The following is a 16,195-nucleotide window of genomic DNA, read 5'->3' on the forward strand; positions in this document are numbered from 1 at the left end:
TTAGAAACAGTAACCTCTACAAAATTATACACTTCGAAATAGCCATGAATATTCCTGCCTCATCATATAACCTATTGATATTTAATAGATTTTCGATTCATCGAAAAAACCATGTTCAAACCTAAAGATAATTCGATTTTTCCATTTTTCTTCTGGCAGCTAGAGTAAATTTTCATTCTAACTCGTCCGCTAGCGGACACAGGAGATCAGTATGAAGATTAAGATTCAGGCTCGTCACGTTGCTCTAACTAAAGATTTAAAAGACTATATAAAACGTCGTATTAGTTACGCGCTGGGTTCTCGTGACGATAAAATCGAGCGAATTGTAGTGACTTTGTCAGACGTCAACGGTCCTAAAGGCGGTGAAGACAAACGCTGTAAAGTCCTGATTAAGCTAGATGGCAAAAATGATATTGTGATCGACGATAAAAAGGAGCATTTTCACTCAGCTATTGATCTTGCCGTTGATCGAGCTAGCCGAGCCGTTTCGCGTCGAATTGAGCGATTACAAAATAAAGCAAGAAAACTAAAACATTCCTTCAGATCTAAAAGTTCGGAAGAGCGTGAGACAGATCGGTTGTACGAAGATTATGAAAATGAGTACGGATATTAATTTAATTTCTAATTTATGCGAGAAATAATAATGATCAGGCAGTGTTCGGCTGATCATTATTTAAAAAAATTTAATATATATTTTTAGTATTTATTAAAAATGCTAGTTAATTCCTAGGTTTAATTGTTTCTCGGCTGCCTGATCATCACCCAATGGCGCACTTTTAAACCTTTCATAACCCCCTCATGAACTACTTCAAACCCATAATGCCGGTAAAGATTGATATTGGCTTCGTTGTGGGTGTCTAAGTAGCAGGGCTTTTTTTCGTAATCCGCGCGTTCCAACATGGGCGTTATTAATTGAGTAGCAAGACCTTGGCCGCGCACTTCTTTTGTTAAACCCAAAATGGATAAGTAATAGTGGGGTGCGTGCATCAGTGTTTGATGCAATTGTTGCATTTGTGCGCTGGCTCGAATTTGTCGCAGTATCGCTTTAACCCCCTGTTTGTTGAGCATGGCGATGCCACCGTGACGTATCTCATCCATTAGGGTACGTTCAGCATTTTCTGACGCTAGCCACAAAGCGGCACCCACTATTTGGTCGTTGGCGTGAGCCAACGTGACTTCACCATTGGCGAGCGAGTGGCTAATAAGAAAACGGAAGGTGTAATACGACAAGGCACTGGAGTTTTGTTCATAAGGGAAGAACGAGCACATCAGCGGATCGTGAGCGAAAGCTTGAGCCAGTGTTGTTGCTACGTCGTCGATTGGCGCGGTCATCTTTGCTGTCCTTGATTACACGCTGCTAGAGATTAATAGAGCCGGTAAGTTACCAGTGCAGTTAGATGGGGGCAAGTTTATGACTTTACTCGCAAGTTTTTCAGTGCCCTCGTATGTACATTCTTCAGATTATTTTCGATTGATTCACTCATGAGATCTTATCGTTACAAATATATAGTTTACATATGAACTATATAATGTTTACATGTGAACTACTTTGACGAGGATAAGGTCGATTGCAGTGGATAAGCGTTTATTCTTTTTGCTCAATATGGCGCAAAAAAAGCTCTTTAAGCATATTGATAGTATGTGCGAGCAAGAGCTTGATGCATCAGTAACACAGTTAGCTGCGTTGATGTATATCGCCAAAGTAGCGGGTTGTGGACAAAAGGATGTTGCTCAAGCGCTGGAGCTTAATAAATCTGCCATCACGGGTTTGGTGACTCGAATGGAAAAAAATGGATTAGTGCAACGTGTCAGTTCAGATGATGATGCGCGTGCGGTTAAGCTTTGGCCTACACCTGAAGGCATCGATAAAATCGAGCGATTAAAGCCATTAGTCGACGAGTTGAATAATGAATTTCAGCGAGAATTTAGCGCTGAAGAAATAGCCACCGTATTACGTTTTTTCAATTTCATCCTTAATAGCTTTTAATTACCCATAAGTCGTGAGGGGGAGTATGTCTTATCGTATTGAAAAACTACAAACAGCAGCAGGTCATTCGATTGTTGCACGGGTTTTTCCTGCTCAATTAAATGAGCAAGAAGTCGTTAACGGCGTTTGTATTATTGCTCCCGCAACCGGCGTTGCTCAGTATCTGTACGATGATTTCGCCAACTGGTTAACCGCGCGTGGTTATAACGTAGTGACGTTTGATTACGATGGTATGGGGCTGTCGGTAGATCGTCACGTTCAATACAGTAAAAGCGATATTTTAAGTTGGGCGACTTATGATTGTCCTGCGGTGTTGGATTTTGTTGAACAGCAATTTCCACATCAGGCTCGCACATGGATCGGGCATAGCGTTGGCGGCCACATGCTAGGCATGATGGCGAGTACCGATAAAATTGATCGCGCTATCACCGTGGCCTGTGGCACCGGAACCTGGTGGTACAATGCGGCGCCAACCAAACGGGTTGCTTGGTTTTTGTGGTACTTCTTAGTGCCCGCAACCGTGCCAGTATTAGGTTATTTCCCCGGTGATAGAATCAAAGTGATGTGCAATATGCCGAGGGGAGTCATGATGCAGTGGCGTCGTTGGTGCTTGAAAAAGGAATACGCCATTGGTAGCGAAGGGCAATGGTTGCGAGATCGTTTTGCTAACGTAAAGACCCCCATAACCTCCATCGCTTTTAGTGATGACGACATGATGTCGAAGAAAAACGTCGACTTGTTGCACCGGTATTTTGTGGGAGCGCCAATGACCCGTATTACCGTAACGCCGAGCGAAGTTAATCAGAAGCGCATAGGGCATATCGGCTGGCATCGTAAACGTTACGAAGAAATGTGGGATAAGGTGTTTACGCCAGTGCTAGGTGCATAGAGTAAACACTGGTTATAGCGGATGGAGGCATGGGGCTTCTTCCGCTATAATCTTGCGCCCTCTTTGTTCGGAACCTTAGCATCGTGACTCATGTTTTAATCGTTCACAATCCTGTTTCAGGAAGCGGTAGTATGCCCTTGATCGATCGCGTGATTGCAGGGCTTCGCCTCGAAGGGATGACGGTCGATTACTATGCCACTCAAGCAGCTGGCGATGCGACTCGCTACTTATTAGCGTATGACGGTGAGTTAGATATAGTGCTTGCTGCCGGTGGTGATGGCACAGTCAATGAAGTTGTTAACGGTCTTGTTGATCGCGATGCCAGTTCCTATCGTTTAGCGCTTATTCCTACTGGTACAACGAATGTTTTGGCTAAGGAATTGGGGATTAGCCGTAACGCCGCCAAAATCGTCAGAATGATTCGTGATGGCGCAACCCGTTTGGTGTATCCAGGACGTATCAACGGTCGTCGCTTTTTGCTAATGGCAGGGGTGGGTTACGACGCTTGGGTTGTTGATAACGTGAACCTTGATCTTAAAAAGCGCGTGGGGAAATTCGCTTATATTCTTTCAATGCTGAAGCATTTAAAGCTATTTGGTTCTAAGCGCTATCACCTAAATATTGACGGAAAGGAATACCAAGCGAATTCTGTTGTCGTAACCAATGGTCGTTATTATGGTGGCTCTTTTGTGATTTCTCGACACGCGGACTTGAGTCATCCGAAGACCCAGATATTAATGATGTCGAGCCAAAATCCAGCGCGTTTTTTGCTAACACTGCTGGCTTTACCCTTTGGAATGCTAGAGCGTATGCCTGGTATCGTATCGGTCTCTGGTGAGCACATTGTTATCACGGATGCCGATCATAACGAACATAATCCAGAGCCCGTGCAAGCCGATGGCGACTCACTAACGCAGCTGCCGCTTGAAATTCGCATGGAAAATATAGCGTTGAATATAATCGCACCAGTTCGATAATCGCTTGATTTGTTTCGCTCTAGACAGTCTGGCCGAGACATCAAATATGGTTTTGTGTAGCCGCCGCGTGGTTTATGTAGTACTAGGCAGTCTGGCCGAGACAGTCGATGAGGATTCGTGTAGACTCCGGCGCGGAGTTGACTAGGCAGTCGCCGCTTGCGTAAGCAAGGGGAGGAAAGTCCGGGCTTCATAGGGCAGAGTGCCAGGTAACGCCTGGGAGGCGCGAGCCTACGACAAGTGCAGCAGAGAGCAAACCGCCGATGGCTATCTTCGGATAGCACAGGTAAGGGTGAAAGGGTGCGGTAAGAGCGCACCGCGCGACTGGCAACAGTTCGTGGCATGGTAAACTCCACTCGAAGCAAGACCAAATAGGTTCCCTATAGGCGCGGCCCGCGCTGGGAACGGGTAGGTTGCTTGAGCCTGTGAGTGATTGCAGGCCTAGACGAATGACTGTTCAAGACAGAACCCGGCTTATCGGCTGACTCCAAAATGTGCTGTAGGCCCCTGAAATACGGGGCTTACAGCCATCCTCCTGCACCTCAATCATGAGGTGTTACAAAAAGTGTTACAAAAACGTAATAAAATCTATTATTTCCGATGGGTTGTTCCCGTTGATTTGCGCTCTATTCTAAAAGCCACAGCACTGGTAAAGTCTTTGAAAACGCCAGATTACTGGACTGCTCACGAAAGGGGGGCGCGGTATGGTCGATGCGTGACCAGTATTAAGGTTTTGAGGACTAGTCAAGTTATGGGCTATATCACGGATGAAGACTATAAAAATTTACTTCGTGAAATTTGGTCATTTGCTCAGCAGATGAGTGAGATGATTCCTCCTCAGGAGTTTGAGGATGAGCATGCACATGCAAGGTACCTTTCGAGCGTTCAGGAGCATTACGACCTATATAATAAATTGAGTAAAGGTATAAATTTTAAAAACGAAGAGGAGGAGGGGTGGTCGGATCTTTATAGCTATATGGATCAGTACATCATTAATCAGCTATTCGAAGATTCATGCATATTAGATTTTGATAAAGATGACCAAGATAAGATCAAACGACTGCGGTTTGAGAAAATAAAATCCCACGCTTATTTTATAAATAAGGCCAAAGAGTGTGTGGATCTTTCCTCTGAGATCTATCCGCCTAATTTTCAGTCAGAACTGATTCCCGAAATTAGTGATGAGACTCATGCCATCAGCACAATTCTATTCTCGGAGCTATGCGCCAAGTTTTTAGATCATAAAGTAAAGTCTGGTCTTAGAAATAAACTTCAGGCTGAGTATAAGCGTTTCCTATCTGACTGGAATGAACTTGTTGAAGATAAACCAATAGACGAATATAAACGAAAAGACTTTAAAAAGTTCATTATAAGCATTTCAAATTTACCAAGGCGTAATTTAAGGGAATATAAAGGTAAAACAGTTATTGAACTATTGGAGATAGACGTTCCAGAAAATCACAAAATTGCTCCCAGAACGGCGACTCAATATAAGAAATGGCTACAGGGTGTATTTGCCTACGCAGTCGAAGAAGAGTTGTTGAGTCAAAGCCCTGTTAAGAACTTAAAATTAAATTTAGATATTAGTAAAACATATTCTAGTTACACTAATGCAGAGGTTAGAGTTTTAATTGAATCGGCTGTACAGGAAGTAACTGAGTGGCATAAGTGGCTTGTATTGATAGGTGCCTACACAGGGATGAGGTTAGGCGAGATTAACGGGCTTGTTAAAGATGCTATTAGGCATGATGATGAAACTGGCATTGATTACATACTTGTAACTGATAAATTTGGTAGTAGTTTGAAAACCGTTGCTGCTAAGCGTCTAGTGCCTATACATTCTAAACTCATAGAAGCTGGATTTATAGATTGGCTATCTCGATCAAAAAGCGGGTTATTCAGTGTGGAAAGTAGAACGATGACTCAGTGGTTTAGCCAGTTTCGAGAGAATTGTAATATTGAACAGTATAATGAATACGATGAGAGAAAAGTCTTTCACTCGTTTCGCCACACCGTTATTACGATGGCTAGAAGCAAAGGGATTAGTCTAGATAAAATTCAGCAAGTTATAGGTCATGAAAAAACCAGTGCAGGCATAACAGACAGATATACCCATGAGTTCCCATTGAAAGAACTTCAAGAAGTCATTGAAAGTATAGATTACGAAAATTAGCTCTTTTAAGGAGGGTTCTAGATCTACCCTTTGGGTGGGTATTGATTCTCTTTGAAAACGCCCTGTGCGCTGATTTAGAAGGCTCTGCGTGCGTTTGAAGTGCTTAGTACAAGTGCCTCCCCTGACTTTATGTGATTAGATTAAAATTTATTCGAAATTTAGCTTATTCTATAAGTTATACCGTTAAAGTAGGTCTAACTGGTTGATCAAAGAATTGCCGAAAAGTACCGTATTACCTAATCTCAAGCTATACTTTGTCTGTATCTTGTCATGTAGTATAAGGATTAATGATTATATTAGAGATTAATTATGACAGAGAGTGCTGAAGATAGATCTAAACGAGGGTTTTGTAAGCATCTTAGAGATTATGAATGGCTAAAGCAGATTTCAATCTTTTACTGTAATTATGATGATGCACTCAATGCACCAGAGCATGGTTTAAGGGTTAGGAGGGCTTTAGCTAAGGCATTCCCTGATACTACATTTCTTTGGCGGCTTGTATGTAAAAATGTTAGAGAAAGTGCAGGTGTGGTTGATGTAACTAATCAACTTTACGCTGGAACAATTCCCTATTGGACAGCATTTATTACTAGCGAGCTTAAAAGAAAAGAATTATTACCGATTATAGAAAAGAACCTTAAGGTTTCAGAGGATGGATTTAGGCTTTTTGTGCGGTCTACCCCAGAATGGAAGCTTGAGACGTATGAGGCAGCGGTGATGAAACAAAAACCGCATGATTTACAAAGAGTATTTGGACAAAGAAAATTGAACCGCTTTCATTTGATGAATAAAGGTGTTGATTCATTGTTCTAACTTGGTGTGAATAGTCTTAACAGGTGTAATTAAGTGCGAGTACCTTTGGTATAATATTAGTCTTATTTGGCTATACCCAAAAGAAACATCAAAATGTGTCTCATTAGGGTTGTTTTTAATGAGAAAAAGGGTATTCTCACTAGGATATAGACCTTAGTGAGAAAAAAACTATGACCATTTTCGCATATTGCCGAGTCAGTACAGTAGATCAGAATAGCGAAATGCAGGCTGATGCAATCAAGAAAGCCTATCCTGACGCCATCATTCGTCATGAAAAGAAATCAGGAACGACGACTAAGGGTCGAGAGGTTCTAGCCTTACTGTTAGATATGATCAGCAAAGACGATAAGCTGGTGGTTTGGAAGCTGGATCGCTTAGCGAGAAATATGAATGATCTAATGCAGATTGTGAGTGAGCTAGAGCTTAAAGGTGCAACACTAGAAATCCTAGATCAGCGCATAGATACTGGTACTGCTAGCGGTAAGGCATTCTTGCAAATGCTAGGTGTATTTGCTGAGTTTGAAACCAATCTACGCAAAGAAAGACAAGCTGCTGGAATAGCTAAGGCAAAGGCAGAGCGACCGGAAGTATATAAAGGAAAGCCCGCCTCCGTAGATGCACAAGCAATTCGCAATCTACTTGAAGCTGGTATGAAACCAATGGATGTTGCTAAGAAGCTCGGAGTGAGTAGAGCAACAGTATATAGATATAAAGTATAAGCTCTAATTAAAAAGGACTGTATTTTGAATTTTAAAAAGTTAATGTTTATTTTGACGATAGCCTTCTCCTTATCTGCACAAGCTAATCAAGAGGAGGTCTCTGCTACAGGTGTTGGTGTAGCTGACACAAAGATCAAGGCATGTGAGATAGCTCTTGATTATGCTAGAAGAGAGGCTGCCCAGTCTGCGACAACGGTAGTGCAGGCTACTTTTACCAGTGTTGAGTCGGATAGTGGTAGTTCTTATAAAGATGATCAGGTAGTTACATCAAAGGCTTTTGCTAAGTTGCTAGATAAGTCAGAGAAAGCTTCCTTTGATGAAGGAACAGGGCAGATTCGTTGTGAAGTATCTGCTAAGTTTAAAGCTGGTTTTGTAACAGATAACCAAGAAAATACCGATTCTCCTCAATTTACAAAAACCAGCACCCAAAGTATTGGTGAGTTTAAAGCTGGTGAGCCATTTTGCTCGAAAATTATGAATAGATGTTTTAGAGAAATATACTCTAAGCAGTTGGAAGAGTTTGGTATTCAAATACTGCCTAGCAAAAAAGATAGAAAGGAATATATATCGGGTATAATTGACCGACAACATTTTAATATGTTTTTTAATAAAATAGCCAAACCAAAGGATGCAAGAGATGGTCAAATCTATGTTGAAATTACCACTAAGGAAAGCTTGTTGTCCTACATTAAAAATGAGTATAAGAAAATAAGAGAAACTTGTGATAGTTGCCCAGTTATTTTGTATATAAACTCCTATCTATGGGATCGTAAAAAAGGATTCTCAGGTGGTGATTTCAGTGCATACTATAACCAAGCCCCAAATGGCTCCTTGTTCAGTAAACCGAAGGTATCGCCTGAGTATCTTGAAGCCTTGAATAAGGAGATGATGGAAACTCAAGTTGCACTTGATGGTATGTACTGAGTGAAATGATATAGGAATAGTCTAAGATATTTTTGATTTAGTGAACGATTGTCGTTTCTATTTGTAGGGTGTGCTAAACACCCATTCACCAGTACTGTTACAAAAAGTGTTACAAGGTGGTAGGGTAGCAGGTACTAAAACCAGCGATGGTGCAGATTGAGGTAGTCAGCTACTTAGCTTATCGGTTGACTCCACTCGAACACTAAAGCCCCGAGAACTTGTTTCTCGGGGCTTTTTTTTGCTTGTAAGGCGGTTCTGGGACCGTCGCTGTCCAAGATACCTCATGTTAAAACTTGGGCTTATCGGTTGGCTTTGCTTGGTTAAACCGAATAAGGATTCAAATAAAAACACTAAGCCTGAATGGTTACGTCGCCTTGACGATGGCAATGATTTCAATAAAGCCTAAGTACCAAACTACCCTAACAATGAAGTGTATATAAATCAGAAAGGGATGGTTACTAGCGCTTAGATTCTTATAATCCTGAATCAGGAGAAATAGTTTCGAAAAAATTCCAGATTTTTGACAATACGAACGTTTATTAAAAATGTAACGATAGAGAAATCAGAGACGCGGTCTCCCGAGCGAAAAATTCAGAGTTCTATCCTAGAGCCCTTAGAGGGGGCAATATGTAGGTAACCGTTTTTACACAAAGGTAAAAAAAGTTCTGCTAGGTATGACAAGTCGAGGCCTGCTGTTAAGACCTCATCACCCTTTTGGTCATAGGACTGATTTGGCCCTTTTCTGGTTCTTCGATACCGAAAGTTAGCCAATATTTATATTCAGGCCAAAGCTTGTATAGAGCCTCCATATCTTCTTGATATAACTTCGCTTTTTTACCTAAAACATTTTTCCACCGGTCCGGCTTCATCGCGCATTTTTCCGAAAGCCCTAAATTCAGGAGCATCGGGCATGGGCACCCTATTGCCATCGATTACTGGAGCATATAAATGACAGAGCTCGGTTTACCGCCGCATCTGGTAACACTGGATGACATCCTATCCCTGCACCAAGAACTGTATTTAATCCAACAGTCGTTAGATTCGCTCTACGAATTTGTTGAGCATCACATGTTCAGCAAAGATGCATCGCTGGCAGCCCCCATAATTTGCATGATTGGAGATAGATTAAGACACGCCGGACAGCGCTATGAAGAGATTCTGTCGATGCCGCCTTATGAGCAGATGTTTTAAATTGAAGCCAATGCCCTAACCGCTTAGTATTACGCCCCATTGATTCGCTACACACGCAGCTAACAGCTAAATACTCGCTGCAATCATGGACTAGACGGACGATCACAGGGATATGGCCGATTTTGAGTTAGAAGATAAACACGGTAACCGTTACCGCATGCGCCCAGGTGCAGGGCCAAGGTTCTGGCATCCTGAAAACCTCGGTGCAGGTAGCTCATTACTTAACGATAACCTGCTCAGCACAATGCCGGTGAGCGGGCTGTATGATGCGCACAATCACTTCTATTTCAATGTACTCACCAAAATCCCGAATCTGCCGAGCGGCCCGCAAGCGGCACTCAGCACAACCCTAAGTAATTCGTATCTCACGATTGAAAAAATCGGCACTGCGCTCGCCATCAACGACGACGAACCTGATCCACGCAACGAACTACGAGTAAAAATCCGCAATGCATTAATGGCCATCGTGGCGGGCGAACGCGCCGAAGCGGCCATGTATCAAAAGCAGATGGATAAAGAAACCACCGTGATGAAAGGCGTCATTTACACCGGTGCCTTTATGCAAGGCATTGGTTCATCCGCGTGGGGCATGGTGGTATGGCTAAAAGAAGTGAGCGACGTCGTAAACCCCTTTGTAAAAATGCAGCACCATGCCCGTGCCCTGCAAGCCGCATGGGAATCGGAGGACTTTTCTAAAACCTACTCCGAAACCTACGTCAAAGGCGAAAAACGCGAGCTGGTCGAAGCCCTAGGTTTTGATCCATCACAAATTACCGAACAACAAATTGACGAAGCCATGGCGATGGCCAACTTGGTGATCGAAGACCCAAGCCTGCGCGACATGCTCTATCAATTTGTGAAAGACTACGCCGAAGCCCAACACGCCATTGAAATCACCAATGTCGCGGGCACCGCCGCCTTTGAATTAATACTCACCATCATAGTTGCAGCCGTTACCGGTGGCGTAGGCGTTGTTGCTGCGGTTGGCAGCAAAGCGCACCTGATTAAGAAGTTCCAAAAGGTTGGGGATTTACTCAGCGACTTCGCCAAAGCCACACGCAAGCTAAAACTCGAAGGCAAAAAACGCAAAGCTAAAGGCAATACGGCTAAGTTTTCTGTCTTTGATGTGGATGAAGTGGAGATTAAGCCGACTGATCCGCATGGGGCGGAGGATGGGAAGGTATCGGGCAGCCACGATGATAAAAATAAACATAAGACACTAAAACCAACTCCTGAAGAAGTTGAGCTAGCGAAATCGAAAGGTTCAACCCCTGAGCATATTGCTGCCAGAGACAAAGTAGCTAGACATTATTTAGAAAATAATGGCTTTACGGAGGGACAAATCGATAACGCATTGGGAAGTGCTTCCGATGGAGTTATTGGTGGTGTCGACTTGTCGCAACCTCTTGAGGTCGTCTCCTTTCCTCCGCCTGACACAATGACTCAGTATGTCAAATCTCACGGCCATCCCGGAAACTGGTTTGATCCTTTAAGCAATCAATCCCCAGATTCTTTAGGTCTTAATGGTGACACTAGATCATTAAAAGCATTTAAAGTTCCAGAGGGTACAGGACTACAAAGTTATGCAAAGCCAGTGCTCGATGACTGGACCGTTCCGGCTAATCCAGTTAAAACCTCCGGAGGAGGGGTTCAATTGTTAGTCAATAATTCAGTCAAAAACTCCACTATAGGTCTATAAGTATGAAAGATAAAATAGTCGACATGATCGACGAGGTATTACCAGAAATACAACTGAAAGAGAAAACATCTGAAGACTCTAACATTTACGCTTCTATAGCAAGACAGCTCGAATTTTTAAAAAACTGCTACGAAAATGGATTGGATTACCGAGTAAAGTTGAATGGCAAAAAGTTAAATTTTGGGATAATAGCATCTCGAAACTTTGCTGGACCAGAAGAAGAGTTGGAAGAGAAGATTAGCAGAATAAATTCATACATAATTCATAACTAGATGCCAAGCAGATTCATGGGGTCAGGGTTGAATGCAACTAAGTTAAAGCTGTTTCATTCTCCAAAGTCTAATAGTTCAGCTCCTAGATCCTCCGTGGTCTCGTTAGTAATTTAAATAGCTTTCCCCCTCTACTGGGATGGATGAGGTAACAACTATGTCTAATGAAGTACGAAAATTACGTTTCATTGGTGATAATGGCCGCGATGAATTTTTTCGAGAGCAGGTCGCTGATAAGGTTATTAAGCTTTTATGTTCCGATATTGATGTATCGCCCATGGTGGTTGATGGATACTGGGGTACAGGGAAAACCGAATTCTGTCATAAGTTGATTAATAAGTTCAAAGATGAACATGAAAATTACAGAATTTTATATGTCGACGCATTTCGCGCAGATCATGCTGACGATGCTTTGATGACAATTCTGGCAGAGGTGTTATCACTTATTCCTAAAGATCAAAAAGAGAATTTCCTTCAGAAAGCGGTTCCTGTTATTCGTTTTGGTATTAAAGCATTGTTAAAGGCTGGTGTAAGTCATGTGCTTCGAGAGAATGCAGATGATGTTGCAGATGAGCTTGAGGAGCATATCCAAGACACCGCTAATGCTGCGATAGACGCAACGGTACGCGCAATGCTTAAAGATCATGAGCGGGCAGAGCAAAGTCTAGAAGCATTACAAGCCACACTTAGAGATATAGCCAAAAGCAATCCCATTGTTATTTTTATTGATGAACTTGATCGTTGTCGCCCGAACTATGCAGTGCAGGTGCTTGAGGTAATAAAGCATACTTTCGATGTAGAAGGTGTTAGTTTTGTATTGGTGACAAATACTTTACAGTTAAAAGCAGCGGTAAATCATGAATATGGTGCTGTAGTTGATGCGCAGCGTTATCTGGATAAGTTTCTTAAGTTTAGGTTTGAACTTCCTAATTTTATTCCATCGGGTGGATACTCAAAATACGATGTTTCAGATCGGCATTTTGATGCATGTATAGAGCAGTCTGATATTCTTAAGGTTAGTTCTCTTAGACAAGGCAGGGCCCCACTAAATGAATTTTGTAAGTGCTTGCTAAAAATAAATAAAATATCTCTCAGGGAGATCGAAGCCTTTGTCCGCTATTTGTCTGTATATAGTGCTTTAAATCGTAACTATAATTACGATTTTGATTATGGTTTTGAAGCTATTAAAATATTTTCTATTTTTATATATTGCTTCAGGCCGGATGTTAAGAATCAAATAATTTTTAATATATATGACGGAGAGAGTATATATCCACTTCTCGGAATTACAGAGACTATTTCAGGTGAGGATTTTGATTTCTGTGATTTCATTGAGGTGTTTGCATGGTATATTGGATCTCAATTTAATAGGAATAATGGATATTGGGATGTTGGAGAGGACGTTAGTAGGCTGGCAATGAAGGAACAATTTAAGAATGGATTTCGTTCGATTGACTATAATCAAAAAGCTATATTTGATGAATTTGTCAAAGTATTCGATGTTCTGAGTTTGGCTTGATTGTTTAAAGCAACGTTCTATGCTCAGAATTCAGAATTCAGAACTCAAGGGGGCAGAACCGTCGATTTCTATACGCTTTCGATTTTTTATCCCCGCGATGTTTCATTGTTTTTCCAGTAACACCTACTCGATATTCAAGCTGCCCAATAATTTTTTACTATATAATACCCAATGTTCATTCGTCACTTGCGGACTTTCTCTACATCCACGTCAGGACTGTATGCTTGAAATAGCTCACAATAGGCGCTTTCACGCAATGTTGTTCACCGTATCATGGGAACTCCGGAGTGCCAGTAATCAATTGGTTGGGCTTTTAATTTGGTACAAAATTTGGTACAAAACCGCCGTAGCTGAAGAAAATTCAACAGTTCGTGGCATGGTAAACTCCACTCGAAGCAAGACCAAATAGGTTCCCTATAGGCGCGGCCCGCGCTGGGAACGGGTAGGTTGCTTGAGCCTGTGAGTGATTGCAGGCCTAGACGAATGACTGTTCAAGACAGAACCCGGCTTATCGGTTGACTCCGCTTGAATACTAAAAGCCAGTTCTGGGAACAGTAACTGTCCGGAAATACTTGACCACTAGAGTGTTACCACAGTTTGGAGCCCAGCGGACATTGGTAAAGCGCTGAAAGAGAAAACAGGTTGGTAAGTTAGGCTTGTTGAAAGAGCCCGCTGTCCGGAAGGATCGCGGGCTTTTTTGTGGGTGGGGGGGTACTGTAAATAGCCAAATTGGCCTTTTAATCTGAGTTGGGAGTGAGGTTTTGGTTGTTTTGTCGTGAGATGTGCTTTTCTTGAGGAAAATGGAGGGATAGACTCGATTTGCGAAATAGTGTGCCATGAGTAACCGAAATAGTTTGCGCGCATACTTTCAAAGAATAAACTGACAATGTAATGGAATATGCCCATTTGAAATCAATAGGTTGTAGATTTTACGTACTTTTATTAGTTCCGGGGAAGTGTGCTAGGACATTAATATGCTGTTATGTAAACGAGTCAAAATAAGGAGTTACTTGATGGCGATTGATCACTTTTTTAGGGCGAAAAAAGCTTGGCCTCTATTGGTCAAAAGAGCACAAACAACATGTGTGCCGTTTACATATAAAGAAATTAGTAATCGGATTGGTCTTCATCACAGAGCTGCTCGCTGGTTTCTTTCCGAGATACAAGAGTTTTGCCATGAAAACAAACTGGCTCCTTTGCAAGCACTAGTTGTGAATAAAAAAACTAGATTACCTGGTGAGGGATATGACGGTTCAGTAATTACATATGAGGCCCACCAAAAGGCATTAAAGAAAGTTAGAAAAGAAAACTGGTCTAATGTAAAATTTAAAAGGGAGTAGACGAATAGAATTAACATTACAAACGGTTTTATAGGGACTGTGGTTTTCCACTCCGCCCAAAACCAGCGGCAAATGCGGACGTTAGAGCTAATCGTCAATATTGGAGATAAACGTGAAGTTTACTGAAGAAAATATCGCAGAAATATTTGGCCATGAAGCCGCTGAGGATGAAGATATCAATAGACTTAGGGCTTACTACTTTAAGGGTAAAGTCTATAGCCAAGTCGCCAATGAACTTCCCATTAGAATTTTGGTGGGACATAAAGGCATTGGTAAATCAGCACTTTTCCACGTTGCTAAGGCGGAACAAGATCAAGAAAAAAAGCTTACTCTACTTATTAAACCAGATGATATTGCAGGTATCGGTGAAGATGAGACAGACTTTCTCAAGCTGATCCGAGAGTGGAAAATCGGGATTTCACAGATTATAGCTCGAAAAGCACTCGTTTCATTCGGATTGCTTCATGAAGGGTGGCGGAAAAAATTAAATAGTTATGGGGGGCAATTTATTGATTTTCTCCAAGCTACGTTTTTACCAGAAAATTACGCAAATATTGAACCGACAAAGCAAGCGGTAATTGATAGCTTTTTAAAAAGTGGAAAAATTTACGTCTATTTAGATGACTTGGATCGGGGATGGCAAGGTACTACAAATGATATTCGTAGGATTTCTGCGCTTTTAAATGCAATTAGAGATCTTGCTTCAGAGAGCAAAGGAGTTGCATTTCGAGTTAGCCTCAGATCTGATGTGTATTACTTGGTTAGAACTTCAGATGAATCAACTGATAAAATTGAAGGCTCGGTTGTTTGGTATTCATGGACAAATCATGAAATATTGGCACTTTTGGCAAAACGAATTGACCATCATTTGGGGAGAAACACTAGCACAGAAGAGCTTCTAAAACTTTCTCAGACGATGCTAGCAGAGCGGCTCTCAGAAGTGATGGAACCAGTATTTAATGGTCGAGGAAAATGGGAACACATTCCAACATATCGAATATTGATGTCTTTAATCAGAAAACGGCCTCGGGACTTGGTTAAGCTATGCACATTAGCAGCTAAGCATGCCAGTAAAGAGGACCGTGAAATTATCGGTACTTTAGACTTCAATAGTGTGTTCGAAGAATACTCTCAAGGAAGACTGCAGGATACCATCAATGAATATAGGTCCGAGCTTCCAAATATAGAAAGACTACTATTTTCTATGAAGCCTTCAAAGGTAGAGAAAAAGGCTAAAGAAGGTTATGTGTACACAACAGCTAATTTGCTGGAAAAAATACATAATATCCAACAAAACCATCCTTTGAATTTTTTTGGTAACAAGTCAGCAGATGCTAAAGATATAGCCGCTTTTCTTTATAAAATTAATTTTTTAACTGCTCGGAAAGATAAAGGTGATTTCGTCGAAAGAAGGTACTTTGAGGAAAGTCGATATCTTTCACACAAGTTTGTAGATTTTGGTTTTGACTGGGAGATACATCCTGCATACAGGTGGGCGCTACAACCAGATAATATTGCGGACATTATTGCAACGCTTAGCCCAAGCGAGTAGTAACGAGGTCAAAACATTTAATCGACACAGTCACTATTGGGCCTGTTGAAAGAGCCCGCTGACTGAAAGGATCGCGGGCTTTTTTGTGAGTGGTGGTTTAGTGTAAATGCCAAATTGGCTTTTTAATCGGAGTGTGTAGAGAAATT

16 protein-coding genes, 2 other RNA genes and 1 pseudogene are annotated in these 16,195 nt (G+C 41.7%); 18 read left to right on the forward strand and 1 reads right to left on the reverse strand.

What is annotated here, in order from left to right; translation table 11 throughout:
• Positions 1–211 precede the first annotated feature (211 nt).
• Positions 212–613 carry an HPF/RaiA family ribosome-associated protein gene (locus TOL_RS04120; RefSeq protein ID WP_015486023.1) on the forward strand — a complete coding sequence of 134 codons (402 nt, stop codon included), beginning with the start codon at positions 212–214 and terminating at the stop codon, positions 611–613.
• Between the two features lie 119 nt (positions 614–732).
• On the opposite strand, the gene TOL_RS04125 is transcribed toward TOL_RS04120, so the two are convergent.
• The gene (locus TOL_RS04125) at positions 733–1,332 is read right to left on the reverse strand and encodes a GNAT family N-acetyltransferase (RefSeq protein ID WP_015486024.1); all 600 of its coding nucleotides are present in this window, start codon (positions 1,330–1,332) and stop codon (positions 733–735) included.
• Positions 1,333–1,573: 241 nt separating this feature from the next.
• Between TOL_RS04125 and TOL_RS04130 the strand changes: the two genes are divergently transcribed.
• The 17 genes and pseudogenes from TOL_RS04130 to TOL_RS04190 all read left to right on the forward strand — a co-directional run bounded on the left by TOL_RS04130 (position 1,574) and on the right by TOL_RS04190 (position 16,049).
• Positions 1,574–1,987, forward strand: a complete 414-nt coding sequence (locus TOL_RS04130) for a MarR family winged helix-turn-helix transcriptional regulator (protein ID WP_015486025.1) — start codon at positions 1,574–1,576, stop codon at positions 1,985–1,987.
• Between the two features lie 25 nt (positions 1,988–2,012).
• Complete coding sequence (locus TOL_RS04135) at positions 2,013–2,876, forward strand: alpha/beta hydrolase family protein (RefSeq protein WP_015486026.1); 864 nt, start codon at positions 2,013–2,015, stop codon at positions 2,874–2,876.
• Between the two features lie 83 nt (positions 2,877–2,959).
• A complete protein-coding gene (locus tag TOL_RS04140; protein WP_041588398.1) occupies positions 2,960–3,853 on the forward strand; it encodes a diacylglycerol/lipid kinase family protein in 894 nt (297 codons plus the stop codon).
• Between the two features lie 133 nt (positions 3,854–3,986).
• An RNA gene (gene rnpB / locus TOL_RS18605) (RNase P RNA component class A) lies at positions 3,987–4,343 on the forward strand.
• A 72-nt stretch (positions 4,344–4,415) separates the two neighbouring features.
• Positions 4,416–4,538, forward strand: a pseudogene (locus TOL_RS19490) (DUF6538 domain-containing protein); the annotation flags it as partial.
• A gap of 63 nt (positions 4,539–4,601) precedes the next feature.
• The gene (locus TOL_RS04145) at positions 4,602–6,023 is read left to right on the forward strand and encodes a DUF3258 domain-containing protein (protein WP_015486028.1); all 1,422 of its coding nucleotides are present in this window, start codon (positions 4,602–4,604) and stop codon (positions 6,021–6,023) included.
• 309 nt (positions 6,024–6,332) lie between these two features.
• Positions 6,333–6,836, forward strand: a complete 504-nt coding sequence (locus tag TOL_RS04150; RefSeq protein WP_015486029.1) for a hypothetical protein — start codon at positions 6,333–6,335, stop codon at positions 6,834–6,836.
• 170 nt (positions 6,837–7,006) lie between these two features.
• Complete coding sequence (locus TOL_RS04155; RefSeq protein ID WP_015486030.1) at positions 7,007–7,555, forward strand: recombinase family protein; 549 nt, start codon at positions 7,007–7,009, stop codon at positions 7,553–7,555.
• 24 nt (positions 7,556–7,579) lie between these two features.
• Positions 7,580–8,479, forward strand: a complete 900-nt coding sequence (locus TOL_RS04160; RefSeq protein WP_015486031.1) for a hypothetical protein — start codon at positions 7,580–7,582, stop codon at positions 8,477–8,479.
• 283 nt (positions 8,480–8,762) lie between these two features.
• Entirely contained in the window at positions 8,763–8,885 is a 123-nt protein-coding gene (locus tag TOL_RS19395) for a hypothetical protein (protein ID WP_269450301.1), read from the forward strand.
• Between the two features lie 542 nt (positions 8,886–9,427).
• The gene (locus TOL_RS04165) at positions 9,428–9,670 is read left to right on the forward strand and encodes a hypothetical protein (RefSeq protein WP_015486033.1); all 243 of its coding nucleotides are present in this window, start codon (positions 9,428–9,430) and stop codon (positions 9,668–9,670) included.
• Positions 9,671–9,782: 112 nt separating this feature from the next.
• Positions 9,783–11,369 carry a polymorphic toxin type 46 domain-containing protein gene (locus tag TOL_RS19010; RefSeq protein ID WP_015486034.1) on the forward strand — a complete coding sequence of 529 codons (1,587 nt, stop codon included), beginning with the start codon at positions 9,783–9,785 and terminating at the stop codon, positions 11,367–11,369.
• A 2-nt stretch (positions 11,370–11,371) separates the two neighbouring features.
• Positions 11,372–11,641, forward strand: a complete 270-nt coding sequence (locus TOL_RS04175; protein WP_015486035.1) for an immunity protein Tsi6 family protein — start codon at positions 11,372–11,374, stop codon at positions 11,639–11,641.
• A 154-nt stretch (positions 11,642–11,795) separates the two neighbouring features.
• Positions 11,796–13,157 (forward strand): KAP family P-loop NTPase fold protein, encoded by a 1,362-nt coding sequence (locus TOL_RS04180; protein ID WP_015486036.1) that lies wholly within the window; start codon positions 11,796–11,798, stop codon positions 13,155–13,157.
• 225 nt (positions 13,158–13,382) lie between these two features.
• Positions 13,383–13,684: RNase P RNA component class A (gene rnpB, locus TOL_RS19560), an RNA gene on the forward strand.
• 486 nt (positions 13,685–14,170) lie between these two features.
• Entirely contained in the window at positions 14,171–14,497 is a 327-nt protein-coding gene (locus TOL_RS04185; RefSeq protein ID WP_015486037.1) for a hypothetical protein, read from the forward strand.
• Positions 14,498–14,609: 112 nt separating this feature from the next.
• Positions 14,610–16,049, forward strand: a complete 1,440-nt coding sequence (locus TOL_RS04190) for a P-loop ATPase, Sll1717 family (RefSeq protein WP_015486038.1) — start codon at positions 14,610–14,612, stop codon at positions 16,047–16,049.
• The last annotated feature ends 146 nt before the right edge of the window (positions 16,050–16,195 follow it).

It is taken from the genome of Thalassolituus oleivorans MIL-1, from assembly GCF_000355675.1.
Lineage (GTDB): Bacteria > Pseudomonadota > Gammaproteobacteria > Pseudomonadales > Oceanobacteraceae > Thalassolituus > Thalassolituus oleivorans.

Coding starts and splice junctions, on each gene's coding strand:
- TOL_RS19010 (WP_015486034.1), top strand. CDS start 9,783: ATGGCCGATTTTGAGTTAGAAGATAAACACGGTAACCGTTACCGCATG.
- TOL_RS04120 (WP_015486023.1), top strand. CDS start 212: ATGAAGATTAAGATTCAGGCTCGTCACGTTGCTCTAACTAAAGATTTA.
- TOL_RS04155 (WP_015486030.1), top strand. CDS start 7,007: ATGACCATTTTCGCATATTGCCGAGTCAGTACAGTAGATCAGAATAGC.
- TOL_RS04180 (WP_015486036.1), top strand. CDS start 11,796: ATGTCTAATGAAGTACGAAAATTACGTTTCATTGGTGATAATGGCCGC.
- TOL_RS19395 (WP_269450301.1), top strand. CDS start 8,763: ATGTTAAAACTTGGGCTTATCGGTTGGCTTTGCTTGGTTAAACCGAAT.
- TOL_RS04135 (WP_015486026.1), top strand. CDS start 2,013: ATGTCTTATCGTATTGAAAAACTACAAACAGCAGCAGGTCATTCGATT.
- TOL_RS04125 (WP_015486024.1), bottom strand. CDS start 1,332: ATGACCGCGCCAATCGACGACGTAGCAACAACACTGGCTCAAGCTTTC.
- TOL_RS04150 (WP_015486029.1), top strand. CDS start 6,333: ATGACAGAGAGTGCTGAAGATAGATCTAAACGAGGGTTTTGTAAGCAT.
- TOL_RS04185 (WP_015486037.1), top strand. CDS start 14,171: ATGGCGATTGATCACTTTTTTAGGGCGAAAAAAGCTTGGCCTCTATTG.
- TOL_RS04165 (WP_015486033.1), top strand. CDS start 9,428: ATGACAGAGCTCGGTTTACCGCCGCATCTGGTAACACTGGATGACATC.
- TOL_RS04175 (WP_015486035.1), top strand. CDS start 11,372: ATGAAAGATAAAATAGTCGACATGATCGACGAGGTATTACCAGAAATA.
- TOL_RS04145 (WP_015486028.1), top strand. CDS start 4,602: ATGGGCTATATCACGGATGAAGACTATAAAAATTTACTTCGTGAAATT.